Raw genomic sequence first — 19,583 nt, forward strand, 5'->3', positions numbered from 1 at the left:
CGGACGAGAACCCCCAGGTCACCGCAGTGGACCACCGCCGTGCGCAGCGGCGCCGGCCCGTCCCGCGGGGACAGCGGCCTCCCGGCGCTCCCACCGCGCCCGTAACCGTCACCCCCACCCCTCCCCTCCCCTCCCCTCCCGTTCCCGGACGCCGGCATCCGCGAGCCGCGAACCGTGCGCCGTGCGCCCCGAACCGCACGCCGCGCACCACAGGCCGGACGAGCGGCGACCCTATTGACCGACACACGTCAATCCCCCGCTACGCTCACGGTCATGCCGGAAAACACCGCTTCCCCCGCTTCTCCCGTGTACGTCATAGGCGGCGGCCCCGGAGGGCTCGCCACCGCCGCCGCGCTGGGCGAACGCGGGATCCGCGCGGTGGTGCTGGAGAAGTCCGGCGCGGTCGGCGCCTCCTGGCGCGGCCACTACGCGTGCCTGCGGCTGCACACGACCCGGCGTCTCTCGGCCCTCCCCGGGCTGTCCATCCCCCGCGCCTACGGCCGCTGGCTCTCCCGCGACTCCCTCGTCCGGTATCTGGAGGCGTACGCGCACCACCACCGGCTGGACGTCGTCACGGGCGTCGAGGTCTCCCGGGTGGAGCGGACGGCGTCCGGGCCTGGCTGGCTGCTGCACGCCACCGGGGGGAGGCGGCTGCCCGCCGCGGCCGTCGTGGTCGCCACCGGCCTCAACCACACCCCGCGCCTCCCGGACTGGCCGGGGCGCGAGGAGTGGGCCGGGCGGCTGCTGCACGCCCGCGACTACCGGCACCCCGAGCCGTACGCCGGTCAGGACGTCCTGGTCGTGGGGGTGGGCAACACCGGCGCCGACATCGCCGTCGACCTCGCCGCGGGGGGCGCCGCCCGGGTCCGGCTCGCGGTCCGCACCCCGCCGCACATCGTGCGCCGCACCACGGCCGGCCTGGCCGCGCAGCGCACCGGCATCCTGTGCCGCCGGCTGCCGAGCCGCGTGGTGGACGGGGCGGCGCGGGGCCTGGCCCGGCTCTCCATCCCGGACCTGAGCGCGCACGGGCTCCCGCGCCCGGCGACCGGGCTCTACACCCGGGCCCGGCAGGGCGCCATCCCGGTGCAGGACACCGGGCTGATCCGGGCCGTGCGCTCCGGCGCCGTGGAACCGGTGGCGGCGGTGGCCTCCTTCGAGCAGGACAAGGTCGTCCTCGCCGACGGCTCCCGGATCGCGCCCGGGGTGGTGATCGCGGCCACCGGTTACCGCGGTGGCCTGGAAGGGCTCGTGGGCCACCTCGGGGTGCTGGACGAGCGGGGCCGCCCCACCGTCCACGGCCCGCGCACCGCGCCGGACGCGCCGGGGCTCCACTTCACCGGTTACACCAACCCGATCAGCGGGACGCTGCGCGAACTGGCCCTGGACGCACGGCGGATCGCCCGCCGGCTGGCCCGCACCCTCCCGCGGGCCTGAACGGCGCCGGTCAGCCCGGTGAGCCCGGGCGGCCGCCGCCCGGGCCGGCCGCCCGATCCGCCCCGGCCGCCCCGGTCACCTCGGCCGCCGAACAGAGGCGGACCTCGGCCGTGTTGCGGGTACGGATCCCCGGCAGCCATCCGCCGTCCGGCCCGGCGGCCCCCCCGCCCGCCACCCGGTACCACCGGCGGGAGGTGATACCGGATTCGTCCCGCAGCAGCGTGCCGTCGATCACCACGCAGAGAGCGGCGAGCCGGTCGCCGTGGAACACCCGGCCCGCGCGGTTGCCCGGGGAGCCGTAGTCGCCGTACGGGTCGCGGGCCAGGCCCAGCGAGCATTCCAGGGTGCGCAGTTCCCGGCAGGCCGCCTCCGCGTTGTACACGGTGACGGCGACGGTGACCGCGGACGGGGCGGCAGGGTGGCCGCGGGCGCCGTCCCGCAGCGGGCGCACCAGCCACCAGGCGCCGAGCACGAGCAGACCCACCAGCGCGGCGGCGACGAGACCCGTGGGCAGCCGGAACGGCGGGCGGCCCGCCGGAGCGCCCGGTCCGCCGCCCCGGCGGCGGACCGGCAGCCCGTACGCCCGGCGGCGGCCGGGGGCCGGGCGCGGCACCGGCACCACGGGCGGGCCCGAACGGACCCGCTCCCACAGGTCCGGTGGCATGGTGACGGTCTCGTCCACGGCGCGCAGCCGCTCGCGCAGCAGCAGGACGGTCTCCTCGTCCGGCGCGTGCCCTCTCACGGCGCCCCCTCCTTCTCCGTTCCGGCCGGTTGGACGGCGTGGACCAGCTCGCGCAGCTTCTCCAGCGCCCGGTCCCGGTGGCGGGCGGCGGTCCCGCGGTGCACCCGGAGGATGGCGGCGGCCTGGTCGATGGTGTAGCCGTCGAGATCCACCAGGACGACCACGGCGGCCTGGCGGGGCGTCAGCCGGCGCAGCAGCCGGACGGTCTCCAGCTGAGCCTGCCGGTCGGCCACCCCGCCGTCCCAGGCGCCGGCGCCGGAGGGCCAGTCGACGTCCTCCACCAGGACCTGCCGCCGGTCCCGGCGGTGATGGTCCCGGGCGAGGCTGACCAGGGCCGTGAACGCGTAGGCGTAGGGCTCGGGATGGGCGAGGAAGCGCTGGGGCCGGGAGGCGAGCTTGAGGTACGCCTCGTGCACGATGTCCTCGGCGGACTGCCGCCCGCCCGTGATCATGACGGCACGCCGGTAGAGCTTGGGCAGCAGAGCGCAGAAGACCTCGTCGATCGGAGACCCCGCCGACACGCCGGGCGCGTGGCTCACTGGCACCTACCTCCCCGCGTTGCCGGGCCAGGCCGGGTAAATACCCCTGGCCCGTGGGGAGTTATCGCCACGTTCGGGTGGTCGGCGGAGCGCCGGATTGACGCTGCGAGAGGGACGCCGGGGACGGTTCACGCCGGGGCGCCCGGGGCCCGGCCCGGCCGGGGCGGGTCCCCGCGGCCGGCCGGGAGCGGCGCCCCGCCCGGTTCGGCGGGGACCGCCATCCGGCTCCGGCGCGCGCACCCCCGCACCGTCGCGCCGGACGACGATCCGCACTCGTCGAGGCCACGGCCGTGCCCGGCCGCTCCTCGGCGTCCCCTCACAACGAATCGTTGAATCCCAGAGTGATCAACCCGTGTCAGGACGTCAACACCTGGCCCGGATGATGTCCATTTACGGGCGTTTTGTCATGGCGCATCGGGGCGGCCGGACGGCACGGGGGCGACGGAGCCGAACGGTCCACCTCACACCAGATGGCCTTGCCGGACCCCTCGGAGCGCCACCCCCAGCGGTCGGCCAGCCCGGCCACCAACTCCAGCCCCCGGCCGCCCGTCTCCTCCCCCTCGGCGCACCGGCGCCGGGGTGGGCGGGCGCTCCGGTCGGCCACCTCCACCCGGACCGTCTCCGGGGCCACGCCCCCCGGGGCTGCACCCCCCGGGACCGAGGACCCGTGGCCGGCCGCACCGCCGGCCGCCGGTGAACCGGCCCCGCCGGATCCCGCCGGATCCCCCGGCCCCGCGCCCGCCGCCGCGTCCGCCCCCGCCCCCGCGTCCGCGTCCGGGAACAGCATCCGCAGCACGGCCGGGCGGCCGGTGTGCACCACGGCGTTGGTGACGAGTTCGGAAACCAGCAGCAACAGCGTCTGCGCCAGCGACTCGTCACCCCCCATCCCGGCCCCGTCGAGCCGGGACCGCGCCCACTTCCTCGCCCGCCCCACCTCCGCGGGCTCCGGCCGAACCTCCAGCTGAACCTGAAGAACCTGCACCGCTCACACCATCCGAACCGGCGGATCCGTCGCCGCACGTCTCCCAATGATCACGGAAAGTGACCCCGACGCCGAACAGCATGGTTGACGTACAGTCACCTGAACAAGCGCTTCGGGCATATTCCGGCGCAAAGGAGTACGCGTACTGCATACTGTGCGACCCACTTCTCCGCCACTCGAACAGAGCGCGCGGGGGCGCCTTCCGCCGCCCCCAGCGGGGCGCATGCCCGGCAGCCCGGGGCGCACGGGCGGCCGCGGAGAGTGCGCCCGCCGGATACGGAGCCGGCCCCCGGGGTGCTCCCCCGGGGGCCGGCGCGTTCACGGACGGTGACCGTCTCCGGAAGGCCTCGGCGGGCCCCCGCACGGTCGGTGAGGTGTGGGAGATCCCTGGGACGGCGGTGACGCCGGGGGCACCACGGGCGGACCACTCGCGCGGCATATGCCGGATGCCGGATGCCACCCGCAGTCACCAGGAGCGGGCTCCGGGGCCCGGCCCGCGGACCGTCCCGCCGGCGCGGCGCGGCCCGCCCGGAGTCCCGTGATCGACGGAACGGCGCGCCGGCGGATCAGCGGATCGCGGCGCTCCGCCGCCCTCGGGGCCGGGTACCGCTCCCCTCCCCGGCACCCGCCACACACCCGGGCGCCCGGCGGCGGCCCGACGGCACCGGGGAGCGCGCTCCCTCACACCGGCCCCGCGCCGGCGCCCTCGGCCGCACGCCGCGCTCGGGTCACTCGGGTTCGGGGGTGGTGTGGTACGCGGCGAAGGCCGTCAGCGCCTCGTCCTCCGAGATCTTCCCGTCCTCGTCGGCGTCGAGGGAGCGTGCGACGGAACGGCGCGCCTCCTCCTCCACGCCCAACGCCTCCAGCAACCGCTCCGCCTGATCCACCGTCACCGAGACGGTGCCGTTCGCGGTGACGCGTCCCGAGCCGCCGTTGCCGGAGTCCGCGGCGACGGCCATGGCCGCGCGGAGGAACGGCCGGGCGAGTTCGGCGAAGTTCTCCGGGTTGTCCCGCAGCCGCTTCACCGCTCCGTGGACGAACTCCTCGCGGGTGATGCGCTGGTCGCCGTCCCGGTCGGCCATGCCCGCCATGCCCTGCCAGAAAGCCTCGGCGCCGCCGTAGAGAGCCTGCCCGCAGTCGGAGCGGGCCGCCGTTCCGAACTCCTTCAGCACGGCCCGGGCCGCGCCGTGGAAGTCCTCGCGCGAGATGTAGCCGTTGCCGTCCTGATCGAAGGAGGCGAAGCGAGAAGCGATCCTGTGGTCGTACTCAGAGCTGTCCACGGTGACCTCGGTTGCGTCGTAACGGGGCTGACCTCAGATGATGGTACGTACGTTCGGTGTTGGGGGTGTAGTTCACCGACGTTCACCGATGTGTGGCCCGGGCGGGGCGCGCACGGCGGTCGCGTGAGAGGGCGGACGGAGCCGGGCGGGGCCGGACACCCGGGAACGGCGGGCCGCGCGGAGGTCCACGGGCAGTGGAGACCACCAGGACCACCAGGAAAGCGCGCCGCGCCCGGAAGGGCAGGGTGCGGAGGGGGGCGCACCGGAGCGCCGGCCGGTGGTGACGTGGCGACACCCGGGCGGCCATGGGTACGGCGACGCGAACGCCCCGCCCGGAGGCCGCAGGCGCACCGGGGGCGCAGTGGAGCACGAGGAGCGGCTCTCCCGCGCCGAACGGAGACGGACGGACCCCCCGGGGGCGGGCCGGGCCGGGAGACGGCGGAACCAGGCCGGGCGGGAACGGGCGGGGCCGCGCCGCGCGGGCCGAGCCGGAACGGGCCGGCGGGAAAGGGCCGGGCGGGAACAGGTGGGGAACGGGTGGGAGCAGGCCGCGCGGGAACGGGCGGCGCCCGCCGAGTGGGGGGAGACCGCGCGCCGGCGGGTTCGGGCCGCGCGGGTCCGGGGGAGGACGCGCGAGGAAAGGCCGGAGCCTGAGCCAGGACCGGCAGACGACCCGGTCTGGGCTCAACCTGGCAGGGCTCAACCTGGCGGGGATCAACCTGGCAGGGCTCACCGCTCGGGGCAGGAGCCGCCCCTCAGGCCGACAGCGGCTCCGCCGCCTCGTCCAGGGCGGAGGCGACGTCCGGGTAGACCTCGAAGAGCCGGCGGACGCCGAGCGCCGCGAGCACCCGGTTGACGTGCGAGCCGTCCTCCGCCCCGCGGGCGGGGAGGATCAGCCGCAGTCTTCCCTGGCAGGAACGCATCAGGCGGCGCGCCGCGACGAGTACCCCGACCCCGCTGGAGTCGCAGAACCGGACACCGGAGAGGTCGAGCACCAGGCTGTGCCGGCCGTCGGCCACCGCGTCGTGGACGTGCTGGCGCACCGCCGGGGAGGTCACCAGGTCCATCTCTCCCGAGACATGGAGGATCGCCCAGACACCCTGCTCGTCTTCCTTCACCTTCAAGGTCACGCGCGCGAAGTCCCTTTCTCCTCTGGAACAGGAATCAGCCATTCCTGCTCCGCTGTCCGACCACTCTCCCCCACAACGCCCTGTGCCATGCCGCTCCCGGACGACTCTAGGCACTGCCCGGCCCGAGTTGGGCGGTCACAGGCCGCAAAGTGACGAGATCTATACCATCCGGGTTCCCGGCGACCGCCCGTTGCCGCAAACCGGCGTGCGCCGCTGTGGCCGCCGTTACATTCGGGAACGGCCCCGGCCACGGGCGCCGACGACAGCACGGCACGGTTGGGGGCCGTGTGACGAACGACGCACCACTGCGGTGGGACCGCACGATGCAGCAGCGGCTGGCGCGCGGGGAGGCCGCCGCGCTCGGTGAACTGTACGACCGCTTCGCCTCCCTCGTTCACGGACTGGCCTACCGGGTGCTCGGCGAGGAGGGCGAGGCCGACCGCGTCACGCGCGAGGTCTTCGCCCACCTCTGGGAGCACCCCGAGAGTTATGACGTGAAACAGGGCCCGATGCGTTCCTGGGTCGCCGCGCTCGCGCAACGGCGGTCCGTCCAGCGCTTGCGCGCCACCGAGGCGGAGCTGATGCGGACCGCCGGTGGCCGCACCCCGGACGAGGTCGAGAGGAAGATCCACACGGCGGCCCGCGCCGCCCGCGCCGACTACATCGTCACCTCGATGCCGGCCCCTCTCCGGGACGCATTGGAACTCGCCTACTTCCGGCGGCGCGACTACCGCGAGGCCGCCGCCGATCTCGGGGTCACGGAGGACGAGGCACGGCGGCGGCTCCGGCTGGGCCTGCAACTGCTCTCCTCCGCCGAACACCGCCCCACGGGTCAGGACACCCCCGGCCACCACCGGGCGGGCCACGGCGCCGGCGGGCACCGCGCCGGCGGCGCCCCGGCGGCCGGACACCGGAGAAGCCCGTGACCGGCCCGCCCGGTCCGTCCGCCGACCGCTCCGGGCCGCAACCCGGCCGGCAACCCGGCCCGTGTCCCCGCCCACGGCCGGGCACGGATCCCGCCGCCCCGTTCCCCGGCTCCCCCGGATCTGCCGGCTCCGCCCCGCACGGCGTCCTCAAGTCCCTGCTCGGCGCCTGGGCGCTCGCCGCGTGCTCCGCCGAGGAGACGGCCACCGTCGAGGCCCACCTCACCGATTGCGCGCCCTGCGCCGACGAGGCGCTGCGGCTGCGGGACGCGGTGGGCCTGCTCCATCCCGAGGACAACCTCGACCTCGACCCCCGGCTGCGCTCCCAGGTGCTGGCCGGCTGCCTGGACCGCCGCCCGGCCCGGGTGCCCGTACCCGAGTGGGCCGCGCCCTACGACGCGGAGACGGCCCGGCTCGACGCGCTGCTGCGGGACATGGGCGAGGCGGAATGGCGGGCCCCGGTCCAGCTGGCGTGGTTCGACGGGCGGCGGTCCGTCAGCCGGGACGTCCCCGTGGCCGAGGTGCTCTCCCGGCTGACCCGGAAGGACGGGCTGGTGGGCACCGTCCTCGGCCTGGGCCGTCCGCCGGGCGGCGCGACGGCCCCGGACGCTCCGGGCGGCCGACGCCCCACCGGAGCCGGAGAGACCGCCGCGGCCGCCGCCGGTTCGCCCGGGGCCGGGGAGGGGGACGGGGCCGGGGCCGGGGACGGCGTCACGGACGTACCCTCCGGCGGAGCCCTCGCGTACCGGAGCCCCGGGGCCCGGGGCGGGGCCGCTCCCCCACCGGGGGCGCGCCGCGCCTGGCGGGAGCAGACGCACGCCCTCGTCCGCGCCGTCTCCCTCCGCGAGACGCACGGCCTGACCGTGCCCTACAGCGGAGTGGCCCTGCCCCTCAGCGACTCCTTCCTGGAGCGGGCCTTCGCCTGCTGGGTGCGCGCCTGGGACATCGCCGAGGCCGTCGACTACCCGTACGCGCCGCCGCTCCCGGCGCACCTCCACCGTCTGATCGACCTGACGGCGCGGCTGCTGCCGGGCGCGCTGACGGGACGGCGCCGGGCCGGTCCGGCGGAGCGGCCGCCCGGGCCCGCCGCGATCGGCTCGCCGGCCCGGACGCTCCATCTGGAGGTGGAGGGCAGCGGCGGCGGTGACTGGTACATCCCCCTGGACCCGGCGGGCGCGCCGGCGTCGGGGGAGCGGGCCGTGGCCCATGTCGCGCTGGACGGAACGGAGTTCTGCCGTCTCGCCGCCGGACGCATACCACCGGAGGAAGCGGCGGCGGGCCAGGAAGGCGACCGGCGGGTGATCCACGACGTCCTGACCGCGGCCGCCGCCCTTTCGCGGTTGCAACCTGTCTGACCCCCGGGCCGCTCTCCGGCCTCGTCCCGTCCTCCGCCGGCGCGGAGCGGGAAGGCCGGGAGCGGGAGCGCGGGAGCGGGGATGGAGACGCGGAAGGGCCCGGTGAACGGAGGGCCCGGTGAACGGGGTCAGGTGAACGGGGTCAGGTGAACGGGGTCAGGTGAAGACGACCGTCCGGTGGCCGTTGAGCAGCACCCGGTGCTCGCTGTGCCACTTCACCGCGCGGGCCAGCGCCTGGCATTCCACGTCCCGGCCGACCGCCACGAGCTGCTGCGGGGTCACCTCGTGCCCCACCCGCTCGACCTCCTGCTCGATGATCGGGCCCTCGTCGAGATCCGCCGTCACGTAGTGCGCGGTGGCGCCGATCAGCTTCACGCCCCGGGCGTGCGCCTGGTGGTACGGCTTGGCGCCCTTGAAGCTCGGCAGGAAGGAGTGGTGGATGTTGATGATCCGCCCGGAGAGCTGCTTGCACAGGTCGTCCGAGAGCACCTGCATGTAGCGGGCCAGCACCACCAGTTCGACCCGCTCGGTGCGCACCAGCTCCAGCAGCCACGCCTCCGCCTCGGCCTTGTTCTCCCTGGTGACGGGGGTGTGGTGGAAGGGGATGCCGTAGGACTCCACCAGTTCCCGGAAGTCCTCGTGGTTGGAGACCACGGCGGCGATCTCGACGGGCAGCGCGCCGATGCGGGTGCGGAACAGCAGGTCGTTGAGGCAGTGGCCGAACTTGCTGACCATGAGGATGACGCGCATCCGCTCCTCGGCCCGGTGCAGCTGCCAGTCCATCCGGAAGGAGTCGCCGATGGCGGCGAAGCTGGCCCGGAGCTTCTCCAGGGTCACCGGCTCCTGCCCGGCGGAGCCGTCCTCACCCGGCGCGCGGTCGCCGTACCGCTCCCGGCCGCCGGAGCCGCCGCTGAAGTGCACCCGCATGAAGAACAGCCCGGTGTCCCGGTCGCCGAACTGCTGGCTGTCCTCGATGTTGCAGCCGGTCATGAAGAGATAGCTGGACACGGCGTGGACGATGCCCTGCCGGTCGGGGCAGGACAGGGTGAGGATGTACTGCTCGGGGAGATGCCCTGGGGCGGCGGGCTGCGACTCGGTCATGACCCCATAGGGTCCCACATCCGGTGGGTTCCCCCGCCGCCGCCACCGCGGCGTCCGGCGGCCGCCCGGCCACCCGTCGCCACCGCCCGTCACCCACCGGGCGTGCGGCCCGGCCCGCGGCTCAGACCTGCCGGGCCCCGGCCCCGGGCCCCGCGCCCCGCACATCAGGCCCCGGCCATCAGGCCCCGGCCATCAGGCCCCGGGCGCCGGGCCGCGCCGTCCTCAGACCGCCCGGGACATCAGCGCGAGCGCGTCCAGCGTGCGCGGCGGGGCGTCCGGGTCCTCGCCGTCGCTCTGGGCCAGGCGTACGTGGGCCTCGCGCGCGGCGCGGACCGCTTCCGGCCAGCCGTGGTGTTCGAGGTAGGCGGCGACGTGGGCGTCCGCGCCCACCTGGTGCATGATCCGGAGCACCCGGAGCACCGCGACGTCGACCAGCGCGGCCTCCTGCGAGTCCCGGAAGATCGTCCCGACGTATTTCTCCGCCGACCAGTTGTCGAGCCAGGTGTCCTCGACCAGCCGGTAGACGGCGTCGGTCACATCCCCGTACCCCTCCCGTCCGGCGAGCCAGCACTCGCGCTGGAAGACGGGGTCCGAGAGCATGTGCAGCCCGGAACGGACGCTGGCGCGCCAGCGCCACCACGGCATGTCGTTGAGCGGCATACCGCCCATACTGAGTGAGCGGTGGCCGCGACGGGAAGACCTCTCTGACCTCTCTACGCCCTGCACGGTACGGAATGCTACGTTCCACGCATCCCCGGCCCGTGATCGCCCCCCGGCTGTTCACCCGCCGGTCACTCCCGGTCGACCTCTCCACACAGCAGAGTTACCGGCCGGGCGGAATCGTCCGGGGCCATGACCGGACGAACGTGCCCCACCCCTCGCTTTCCGCGCACGTCGTTGACCGTCGCGGCGGCGGCCCTCTGCGCCTCCCTGCTGCTCACCGGCTGTGCCACCCTCACCGGCTCCGCCGGCGCATCCGGCGAATCCGGGGGGAAAGCCCCGGTCACGGTGATGACCTGGGCCCCGGAATCCACCTCGGCCACCAACATGCCGGGGATGCCCGCCATGGCCAAGACCTACGCGCGCTGGGTCAACGCGCGCGGCGGCGTGGGCGGGCACGAACTGCGCGTCCTCACCTGCAACGAGCGCAACGACACGGTCAGCGCGGCCCGTTGCGCGCGCCGCGCCGCCGCCGGGAACGTCGTCGCCGTCGTCGGCTCCTACAGCCAGCACGGGCGCGCCTTCATGTCGCCGCTGGAGGCCGAGGGCATTCCCTACATCGGCGGATACGGCGTCACGGACGAGGAGTTCAGCAGCCCGCTCTCCTACCCCGTCAACGGCGGGAACGCCACCCTGATCGCCGGCAGCGGCCGGCAGCTCGCCGCCCACCGGTGCGAACGCGTCACCCTGGTCCGCCCGGACACCATAGGCGGTGACCGGATGCCCTCACTCATCAGCGCCGGGCTGGCCGAGGGGAGCGCCGGGACCGAGGGCGCGGCCGCCGACGTACGCGCCCCGGAGGACGCCTCGGAGTACACCCGGCAGGGTGAACGCGCCCTGGACCTGCTGGACATCGACGAGCGGGGCACCGACGGCGCCTGCGTGACCGCGGCGCTCGGCGAGCGCACCGACGCCTTCTTCGACTCCTTCCGCCGGCTGCGGGAGGACGGCGACGGGATCCGGCTGGCCTCCGTGCTCGGCAGCGTCCAGCAGTCCCTGGTGGACCGCACCGGCGGGGCCGGTGGCCCGTTCGAGGGCGCCGACGTCACCGGCTGGTACCCGGCCGCGGACGACCCCGCCTGGGACCGGATGCGCGCGGTCGTGCGGGAACACGCCTTCGGGGACAACCGCGTCGACGTCACCGATCCCGGCGCGCAGACCACCTGGATCGCCTACACCGTGCTGCACCGGCTGATCGACTCGCTCGGCCGGGAGGCCGTCACGGCCCGCTCGCTGCGCCGGGCGCTGGATTCCGGCGCCGGCGCCGACGGCATCGACACCGGTGGGCTGACGCCGCGGCTGAGCTGGAACTCCTCCGACCATCCGGGCACGACCGAATTCCCCCGCATCGCCAACACGATGGTCTCCTTCCAGCGGGTGCGGGAAGGCCGGCTGGTGGCCGCGCGCGACGGCTTCGTCGACGTCGGCCCCACCCTGGAACGGCGCCGGAGCACCACCACGGACTGAGCCGGGCGGCCGCCGGGGGCGGGCCACCCGGCCCGGGGGTCCCGGTCCCGCCCGGCACGGCGCCGGCCGTCCGTCAGAGCTGGATGTACAGAGCTGGATGTTCAGAGCTGGATGTACTGCCGCTCCGTGAGTCCGTGCTCCCGGGCGATCGGGTTCCACAGGGAGGCCGCCTTCTTCTTCGCGGCGGTGGCCTGTCCGCTGGCCTCGTTGCCCCGGGCCGTGTGCTTGCCCGCCTTGGCCTTGCCCTTGCCCCCCTTGCAGCCGCCCTTGCCCTCGGCCATCTGGTCGGCCCAGGCCGCGTAGTGGTCGTCCGCCTCGGCGGAAGCCTCCCAGGCCGTGGTGAGCGAGGAGGTCAGCGCGGCGTGCTGCGGGAGCTTGTCGACGGAGATCTCGCCGAGCCGGGTGACGAGGCTGTTCCGCTGCTCGGCGGCGTCCCGGAGGTCGGTGGCGGCCTGCTCCAGGTTCTTGCAGGCGCCGATGTCACGCACGGCGCGGATGACCGCGTCCCGGCTGTCGTTGCTGTCGGCGAGGAGCGCGTCCAGCGCCTCGGCCTGTTCCTTCACGGGGTCCACGGCCGGGGAGGGAGGAGCGCCGTCCGACTCGCTCGCGGCGACCGGCTGCTTGCGGCCGTCGCCGGAGTCGTCACCGCCCCCGCTGAGCGCGGCGCCCGCCGCGAGCCCCGCCACCACGCAGCCGCCGATGACCAGGCCGGCGAGGGCCGCGGGGGACAGCGAGCGCTTGCGCTCCGCGTTCCGCCGGGCGGCCCGTCCCCCCGGCTCGCCCGGGCCGTGCGGCTCGGGGTGCCGGGACCGCGGTCCCCGCGGCCCCTGCGGCCCCTGCGCCGAAGGCGGGGGCGGGGGCGGGGGCTGCGTCCGCTCGTCGATGCGCGGGAGCTGCCGTGTCGCGTCAGGAGCGGCAGGGGCGCCGGGGGCACCGGAAGCGCCGTCCGGGTCGGCGGCGCGGGTGTCGCGGAACAGCCCGTCGAACTCGGCGGGCGGCTGCCGGTCGCCGGGCGTCCCGGCCCGGATGCCGTACGGGGCGGCCGTGGGCGGCGGCGGGACGGGCGGGGCGGCGGGCGGCTCCGGCTCGGCGGCCGGTATGCGTGCGATGTACTGGGTCGCCTGCTCGTCCCGGGAGTTCTCCGGCGGCAGCGGACCGCCGCCGGCCCGGTGCCCCTGGCGGCCGAGCACGGTGGTGGCCTCGGCGGGGTTCTCCCCCGGGGGTGTCGGGCCGGGCTGCGGCGGGAGGAACTGCGTGGCGTCCGCGTCCGGACCGGAGGGCGCCGGGGCGGTCGGGGGCAGCAGCTGCGTCTCGTCGGCGGCACCGGGCATCGGCCCGGCGGCGGGCGGCAGGGGCCCGGCCGGGGGCAGGGGGCCCGCGCCCGGCGGGTCCTGGCGGCCGTAGGCCGGGCCGGCCGTGGGAGAGGGGTGACCGGCGTGCGCGGCCCGGCCTGCCTGGTGGCCGTGCGCCCCGTGGGAGCCGTATCCCGCGTGGGCGCCGTCCTGGGGGTACGGGGGCTGCGGCGCGGGCTGCCCGTACGCCCCCTGGGGCTCGTACGACCCGTAGGAGCCGTGCGTCTCCGGGTTCCCGGCGTGCGTCCCGGCGTGCCTCCCGCCCCCGGCCGGCGCGGCGCCCTCCTGGCCGTACGAGGGCGCCGGGAGCGACCGGTGCGGCTCGTGCCGTCCGTGGTCCGCGGAGCCGGCCCCCGGGAGGCCGGGGGGCGAGGGGTAGGCGGAGTACGGGGCGGGGGGCTCCCCGCCGGGGGTTCCGTAGGGTTCCGGCCGCGGCGCCCGGTCGCCGTAGCCCTGGGGGGCGGCGGGCGGCTCCGGGGGCGCGCCCGGCCCCCAGGACGGTCCCCAGCGCTGTCCGGCGGGCTCCTCGGGCTCCGGCTCGGGGATGAACGGTTCACCGCCGTCCGCCGGCAGCACGATGCCCTCGTAGGCACGGCGTGGCGGCTCGCTGCCCTGTCCGCTCTGCGACACCAGGACTCCTTGGCTGTGCGGGGACTGACGGTATCTCCGTGCACGCTACCCGTTCGCCGCGGACCTCTGCCAAGTGCCTGGTCACAGCCGGGGTCCGGGGCCGCGGCGGGCGGCCCGCGGACCCCGGCCGGCCCCGCTCACGCCACCAGCGGCTCCGCCGCCCGCTCACCGAACTCCCGGACCACCGGCTCGTCCCCGAACGGCTTGAGCCGCTGCTGGAGGTCCTCCAGATACTCCATGCAGCGGCCCGAGCGGAGGCCGCCGAGCAGGTCCAGCGCACGGGTCCCCGAGTCGCACGCCTGCTCGATCTCGCGGGCCTGGGTCTGGGCGGCGGCGAGCAGTAGCAGCCCGATCGCCCGGCGCCGTACCCGGCTCCCCGGGTGCCCGGCGAGCGCCTCCTCGGCGCGGCGCCGTGCGGGGTCGGCCTCACCGAGGTCGCGGTGGCCGTGGGCCAGCTCGTCGGCGAGATAGGCGGCGTCGAAGTGGGCGATCCAGGCGGGGTCGTCACCGCCGCCCGTCCCGTTGCCCGTCCCGCCGGGCGTCCCGGCCACCGCCGGAGCCCCGGCCGTCTCCGCCGTCCCGGCCGTCCCTTCCGCGCCCGCCGGCCCGGCCCCGGCGCCCGCGGTGGTCCCGCCGGATCCGGGCCGCCCCGGGGCACCGGCCCGTTCCAGGGCTGCGAGCGCGCGCCCCGCCACGGTCTGGAAGGCCGCGGCGTCGCCCATCAGCGCGTGCCCGCGCGCCTCCGCCGCCAGGAACATCGCCTCGGCACGCGGGGTGACATGGCCGCGCGCGCCTTCCTGCGCGGCGCGCGCCAGCTGGGCGATCTCGCGCGGGTTGCCGAGCGAGGCGGCGAGATGACTCATCCCGGCGGCCAGGACGTACCCGCCGAAGCCGCGGTCCCCGGCGGCCTGCGCGAGCCGCAGCGCCTGGATGTAGTAGCGCTGCGCCAGGCCGGGCTGACCGGTGTCCACCGCCATGTAGCCCGCCAGTTCGGTGAGGCGCGCCACGGCGGCGAACAGCTCCCGCCCCACCGCCTCCCGGTAGGACCCGCCGAGCAGGCCGGAGACCACGCTGTTGAGGTAGTGCACGACGACCGGGCGGACGTGCCCGCTGCCGTACCGGTGGTCCAGCTCGGTCAGGGCGGCCGTCATGTCGCGGACCGCCTGGACGTCCGTCCGTCCGACCCGGGCCCCGCCGGAGCGGGCGACCTGCGGGTCGGGGCCGGTGATGAGCCAGTCGCGGCTGGGCTCGACGAGGGCCGAGGAGGCGACGGTGGAGCCGGACAGGAAGTCGCGGCGGCCAACGTCGCTCCGCCACAACTCGCAGACCTGCTCGATCGCGCCGGGCACCGTCGGGGAGAACTGGAGCCCCACCCCGGAGGCGAGGTTCTTGCCGTCGGCCATGCCGATCTCGTCGATCGTGACGGTCCGGCCGAGCTTGCGGCCGAGCGCCTCGGCGATGACAGCGGGCGCGCGCCCCCGGGGCTGCTGGCCGCGGAGCCAGCGGGCGACGGAGGTCTTGTCGTAGCGGAGGTCGAGACCGTGCTCCGCGCCGCAGAGGTTGACCCGGCGGGCGAGCCCGGCGTTGGAGCAGCCGGCCTCCTGTATCAGCGACCCCAGTCTCTCGTTGGGCCTGCGGGCGACGAGCGGCCTGGCTGCCATGGAACTACCCCCTCGATCGCGGACCGGTCGGCGGCCCTCCGTGGGGGCCCGCCGTCCCGGCGGACTCCCCCCTGCCGTGCCGGCGGCGCCGGTCACATCGGCCGTACCGACCATGTCTCTCTTCTCATGTGATCAGCTGCTTCGGGACCATTCAGCAGGTCACTCATGCGCAAGGTGCCGCAGTACGGACTACCCGCCCGCACGGTGCCGGTCGACCACGCGCCCCCGCCGTTGCACCGATGCGCCCCGGCCCGGGAAGCGGTGCGCCGGTCGCACCGCGGCGCCGCCGCCGAGGCGGCTCGTACGCCCGTCCGGGCCCGCCCGCCGGAGGGGGCGCCGGGGCGGACCGTACGGCGCACGGATTCCGCTCCGCGCGGGAGCGGCGGGCCCCCTTCCGGACGGGACCGGCGGGACGCGGCACCGGACCGGCCCCGCCCCTCGGCCGTCACCTCGCCGGAACACCCCGCGCCGCCGCCCGGCGGGTTCCGCGGGCCTCGCGGCGGGCGGAACGCGCCCGGCTCCGCCCGCCTTCCGGAAACCGGTGACCGGGCAGGGGCCCCGGCCGTCGTGCGCCGGGGCGCGCCGCACGGGGCGCACGCGGGAGCCCGAAGGGCGCGGACGGCTCACGGCCGAATCGGCGTGGTGCGGCGGGCGGACGGCGAAGGGGCGGGCGCGCCCGCCGGCAGGGGCCGCCCATCGCGGCGGTCGTCCGCCGGCAGGCCGCCCGGCACCCGCCGGCGCGGCCCCCGGGGGCCGGCGCTCCCAGCAGGGCCCGCCACGCGGACGCCGCAGCAGCGCACCACGGTCACCACAGTCGCCACGGCCGCCACGGCTGCCACGGCCGCCACGGGCCACCATGGCCGCGTCGGTCACCACGACCACGTGGGCCCCGGGCTGGCTCCGCCACCGGGGCCGGCTCCGCCGCGGACCTCCGCCGGGGCGGCCCGCTCCCACCGCCGGCCACCGGGCCACCGTTCCCCCGCCGCTTCCCCACCGTTCCCTCGCCGCTTCCCCGCCGCCCTTCCACCGCTTCTCCGCAGGTCAGCTCCCCCTCCTGTTGGCCGTCGTGCGAGGAACGCCTCCTCCTGCGGGCGGACGTCCGATCCCCCGGCCGCCCCCTATCGTGCTGAGGGAGGCAGGCACCGGCTGCCTCCCGCACCTCGGGGCCGCGCGGACGCCCCGGAGGCCACCGGGCCGGGGAGCGCCCCGGGCACCCTTCGAACCCCGGGAACCGGGAAGGGGGAACCGGGAAGGCCAGGAAGGTCAGGAAGTCCGGGCAGACCCGGAATCCGGGGCCACGGGGGACGGGAACGCCGGAAAGCCCTTTTCGGGCGCCCGCCCCGCACGCGCGACGAGGAAGGGCACGCCAGGTGGCAGAGGAAGTGACAACGGGGGAAGACACCCCGGAGGGACACAGGGCAGCGGCGCCGGAGACCGGCGCGGCGGCGCCCCCGGCGGTGAGCGTGAGGGGCCTGTGGAAACGGTTCGGCGAGCAGGTGGCCGTCGACGGGGTGGATCTGGACGTGCCCGCAGGACGGTTCATCGGCCTGGTCGGCCCCAACGGCGCGGGCAAGACGACGACCCTCGCCATGGTGACGGGGCTGCTCCGCCCCGACGCCGGCCGCGTTCTCGTCGGCGGCCACGACGTGTGGGCCGACCCGGCAGCCGTCAAGGCCCGGATCGGGGTCCTCCCGGAAGGGCTGCGGCTGTTCGAACGCCTCTCCGGACGTGAGCTCCTCGCCTACACCGGGCGGCTGCGCGGCCTGCCCGGCGACGAGGTGGACGAGCGCGCCACCCAGCTGCTGGACGTCCTCGGCCTGGCCGACGCCCGGCACAAGCTGGTCATCGACTACTCCACCGGCATGCGCAAGAAGATCGGGCTGGCCGCCGCGCTCCTCCACAACCCGCAGGTGCTCTTCCTGGACGAGCCCTTCGAGGGCGTCGACCCGGTGTCCGCGCAGACGATCCGCGGGGTGCTGGAGCGCTACACCGGCTCCGGCGCGACGGTCGTCTTCTCCAGCCACGTCATGGAGCTGGTGGAGAGCCTGTGCGACTGGGTGGCGGTGATGGCCACCGGCCGTATCCGGGCCCACGGGCCGCTGGCCGAGGTGCGGGGTGACGCGCCGAGCCTTCAGGACGCGTTCCTGGAGCTGGTCGGCGCGAGCGGCCGGGAGCCCGGGCAGAGCCTCGACTGGCTGGGCGGTGGCGCCAGGTGAGCACTCCTCCGGGCCGGTCCCCCTCCAGGGACGCCTCCCCCGCCATCGGCACCTCCCCCGACCGGACCGCGGCCTCCACCGCGTCCGCCTCACCCTCCGGGGCCGGGGCCGGGGCGCCCACCACGCCCGATCCCCCCACCGGGGCCGGCTCCCCCGCCACCGCGCGTCCCTCCGCGGCCGCCTCCCCCACCGGGCCCCCGCCCGGCACGGCTGCGGTCCCGCCCGGGGCACCCCCGGAGGGGACGGCCCCGTCCGGTCCCGCACCCGTCTCCCCCCGCGCCCCCTCCGGCACCTCCCGAGCCGCCGGCACCGCCGGGGCCACCCCGCTCGCCGCCGGATCCCGGCCCGCGCCGCCCGCCGCCGGCGGGGCCGCGGTCACGGCCGTCTTCGTGCGGCTGAAGCTCTCCCTGCTCCGCAACGGCCTGCGGCAGTCCGCCGGGCGCCGGGCCGTGTGGATCATCTCGCTCGTCATGGCGCTGTTGTTCGCCGCGCTGCACCTGCTCGGGCTGATCGCCCTGCGGGGCAACGACCACGCCGAGGCGCTGGTCCTCTCGCTGACCGCCGTGCTGACGGTGGGGTGGGCGGTGATGCCACTGTTCTTCGCCTCCGGCGACGAGACGCTGGACCCGACGCGGCTGGTCATGCTCCCGCTCCGCCCGGGCCGCCTGGCGCTCTCCCTGCTGACCGCATCGCTGGTCGGGGTGGGGCCGCTGTTCACGCTCGTCCTCGCGGCCGGCTCGGTGGTGGCGGTGGCGCACGGGCCGGCGGCGGCCGTCGTGGGCGTGGTCGCGGCGGCGCTGGTCGTACTGGTGTGCGTGGCGCTGTCCCGGGCGGTGGCCGCGGCCAACGTCCGGCTGCTGACCAGCCGGCGGGGGCGTGATCTGGCGCTGCTGAGCGGCTTGTTCATCGCCGTCGGCGCGCAGTTCGTCTCCCTCGCCGTGCAGCGGCTGTCGGCGCCGGGCGGGCTGCGGACCCTGGAGCCCGCCGCCGACGTCCTCCGCTGGCTGCCGCCGGCGTCCGCCCCGGCCGCCGTGCGGTCGGCGAACGAAGGGGCGTACGGAGCGGCGGCCGTGCAGCTCGCGCTGGCCGGGGCCGCGCTCGCGCTGCTGGTGTGGTGGTGGCAGCGGAGCCTGACGGGGCTCATGACCTCACCCGACGGCTCCACCCTCCAGGCCGCCACCGCCCCGGGCCGGGAACGCTCCCGGGAGGGCTCGGGCCTCGCCCGGCTGCTTCCGGCCGGCCGCACCGGCACCGTCATGGAGCGCACGCTGCGCTACGGCTGGCGGGACCCGAAGGCCAAGACGGGCTGGGCGTCCGCCCTGGGCATCGGGCTGCTGCTGCCGGTGGTCTACACCCTCCAGGGCAACGGCGGCCCGTACGTGGCCTGCTGGGCGGCCGGGCTGCTGGGCATCCAGATGTACAACCAGTTCGGCCAGGACGGCTCCGCCTTCTGGATGGTGGCCCAGACCATCTCCTCGCGGCGCGACGCCTACCTCGAACTCCGGGGACGGGCGCTGGCCCTGGCGCTGGTGGCCGTGCCCTACGTGGTGCTGGTCGTGGTCATCTCCCTCGCCCTGCTGGGCGACTGGGGGGCGTTCCCCGAGGCCCTGGGCGTCTCCCTGGCCCTGCTGGGCGCGATGCTGGCGACCGGAGCCCTGGCCTCCGCCCACTTCCCGTACTCGATCCCGCAGGACAGCGGTTTCAAGAACGCGGCACCGGGCCAGGCCGGGCTGGCGTGGATCAGCATGCTGGGCGGCCTGGCCGTGGCGGCGGTGCTGTGCTCGCCGCTGCTGGCGCTGACGGTGTGGCTGCATCTGAGCGGGGGCCACGACTGGCTGTGGCTGCTGCTGCCGCTCGGCGTGGGCCACGGCTGGGCCATGACCCTCCTCGGGCTCCGCCTGGCCGCCCCGCGCACGGCGTCCCGGCTGCCGGAGATCCTCACGGCGGTCGCCAAGGGCTGAGAGGGGCCAGCGGGTCACGGCCGGGGGCCGGTCGACCACGCGGCGGGCGGCGGCCGCGCCATCCGGCGCCCGGCGGGCACCTGCCGGGCG

15 protein-coding genes are annotated in these 19,583 nt (G+C 76.4%); 6 read left to right on the top strand and 9 right to left on the bottom strand.

Going from position 1 to position 19,583, the window contains the following annotated elements; translation table 11 throughout:
- The first annotated feature begins 273 nt into the window (after positions 1-273).
- A complete protein-coding gene (locus tag HCK00_RS04950) occupies positions 274-1,434 on the top strand; it encodes a flavin-containing monooxygenase (RefSeq protein WP_168100517.1) in 1,161 nt (386 codons plus the stop codon).
- 10 nt (positions 1,435-1,444) lie between these two features.
- Here the strand turns inward: HCK00_RS04950 and HCK00_RS04955 are convergent, their stop codons facing one another.
- The 5 genes from HCK00_RS04955 to HCK00_RS04975 form a co-directional block, all read right to left on the bottom strand.
- Positions 1,445-2,176 (bottom strand): hypothetical protein, encoded by a 732-nt coding sequence (locus HCK00_RS04955; RefSeq protein ID WP_168100518.1) that lies wholly within the window; start codon positions 2,174-2,176, stop codon positions 1,445-1,447.
- On the bottom strand, positions 2,173-2,715 hold the full coding sequence (locus tag HCK00_RS04960) for an RNA polymerase sigma factor (RefSeq protein WP_311765151.1): 543 nt from the start codon (positions 2,713-2,715) through the stop codon (positions 2,173-2,175). The genes HCK00_RS04955 and HCK00_RS04960 overlap by 4 nt, the downstream gene beginning before the upstream one ends.
- 355 nt (positions 2,716-3,070) lie before the next feature.
- Positions 3,071-3,697 carry an ATP-binding protein gene (locus tag HCK00_RS04965; protein WP_311765152.1) on the bottom strand — a complete coding sequence of 209 codons (627 nt, stop codon included), beginning with the start codon at positions 3,695-3,697 and terminating at the stop codon, positions 3,071-3,073.
- Between the two features lie 728 nt (positions 3,698-4,425).
- Entirely contained in the window at positions 4,426-4,977 is a 552-nt protein-coding gene (locus tag HCK00_RS04970; protein WP_168100519.1) for an EF-hand domain-containing protein, read from the bottom strand.
- Between the two features lie 755 nt (positions 4,978-5,732).
- The gene (locus HCK00_RS04975) at positions 5,733-6,107 is read right to left on the bottom strand and encodes an STAS domain-containing protein (RefSeq protein ID WP_311765153.1); all 375 of its coding nucleotides are present in this window, start codon (positions 6,105-6,107) and stop codon (positions 5,733-5,735) included.
- 323 nt (positions 6,108-6,430) lie between these two features.
- Between HCK00_RS04975 and HCK00_RS04980 the strand changes: the two genes are divergently transcribed.
- On the top strand, positions 6,431-7,033 hold the full coding sequence (locus HCK00_RS04980; RefSeq protein WP_168100697.1) for a sigma-70 family RNA polymerase sigma factor: 603 nt from the start codon (positions 6,431-6,433) through the stop codon (positions 7,031-7,033).
- Positions 7,030-8,385: a zf-HC2 domain-containing protein gene (locus tag HCK00_RS04985; protein ID WP_311765154.1), complete on the top strand. Its 1,356-nt coding sequence runs from the start codon at positions 7,030-7,032 to the stop codon at positions 8,383-8,385. Before HCK00_RS04980 ends, HCK00_RS04985 begins: the two co-directional genes overlap by 4 nt.
- A gap of 156 nt (positions 8,386-8,541) precedes the next feature.
- On the opposite strand, the gene purU is transcribed toward HCK00_RS04985, so the two are convergent.
- Both purU and HCK00_RS04995 read right to left on the bottom strand, forming a co-directional pair.
- The gene (gene purU / locus HCK00_RS04990; protein ID WP_168100521.1) at positions 8,542-9,486 is read right to left on the bottom strand and encodes a formyltetrahydrofolate deformylase; all 945 of its coding nucleotides are present in this window, start codon (positions 9,484-9,486) and stop codon (positions 8,542-8,544) included.
- 222 nt (positions 9,487-9,708) lie between these two features.
- Positions 9,709-10,155 (bottom strand): SCO4402 family protein, encoded by a 447-nt coding sequence (locus tag HCK00_RS04995; protein WP_168100522.1) that lies wholly within the window; start codon positions 10,153-10,155, stop codon positions 9,709-9,711.
- Between the two features lie 183 nt (positions 10,156-10,338).
- Between HCK00_RS04995 and HCK00_RS05000 the strand changes: the two genes are divergently transcribed.
- Positions 10,339-11,673, top strand: a complete 1,335-nt coding sequence (locus HCK00_RS05000) for an ABC transporter substrate-binding protein (RefSeq protein ID WP_168100523.1) — start codon at positions 10,339-10,341, stop codon at positions 11,671-11,673.
- A 101-nt stretch (positions 11,674-11,774) separates the two neighbouring features.
- Here HCK00_RS05000 and HCK00_RS05005 read toward each other — a convergent pair whose 3' ends face one another.
- Together HCK00_RS05005 and HCK00_RS28860 are read right to left on the bottom strand one after the other, a co-directional pair.
- On the bottom strand, positions 11,775-13,655 hold the full coding sequence (locus HCK00_RS05005; protein WP_168100524.1) for a hypothetical protein: 1,881 nt from the start codon (positions 13,653-13,655) through the stop codon (positions 11,775-11,777).
- A gap of 137 nt (positions 13,656-13,792) precedes the next feature.
- Positions 13,793-15,430 (bottom strand): NsdA family TPR-like regulatory protein, encoded by a 1,638-nt coding sequence (locus tag HCK00_RS28860; protein WP_512700803.1) that lies wholly within the window; start codon positions 15,428-15,430, stop codon positions 13,793-13,795.
- A gap of 1,268 nt (positions 15,431-16,698) precedes the next feature.
- Between HCK00_RS28860 and HCK00_RS05015 the strand changes: the two genes are divergently transcribed.
- Together HCK00_RS05015 and HCK00_RS05020 are read left to right on the top strand one after the other, a co-directional pair.
- Positions 16,699-17,532 carry an ABC transporter ATP-binding protein gene (locus HCK00_RS05015; protein WP_168100699.1) on the top strand — a complete coding sequence of 278 codons (834 nt, stop codon included), beginning with the start codon at positions 16,699-16,701 and terminating at the stop codon, positions 17,530-17,532.
- A gap of 389 nt (positions 17,533-17,921) precedes the next feature.
- Positions 17,922-19,493 (top strand): transporter, encoded by a 1,572-nt coding sequence (locus tag HCK00_RS05020; RefSeq protein WP_168100700.1) that lies wholly within the window; start codon positions 17,922-17,924, stop codon positions 19,491-19,493.
- Positions 19,494-19,583 lie beyond the last annotated feature (90 nt).

The organism is Streptomyces zingiberis, from assembly GCF_012034935.1.
GTDB lineage: Bacteria > Actinomycetota > Actinomycetes > Streptomycetales > Streptomycetaceae > Streptomyces > Streptomyces zingiberis.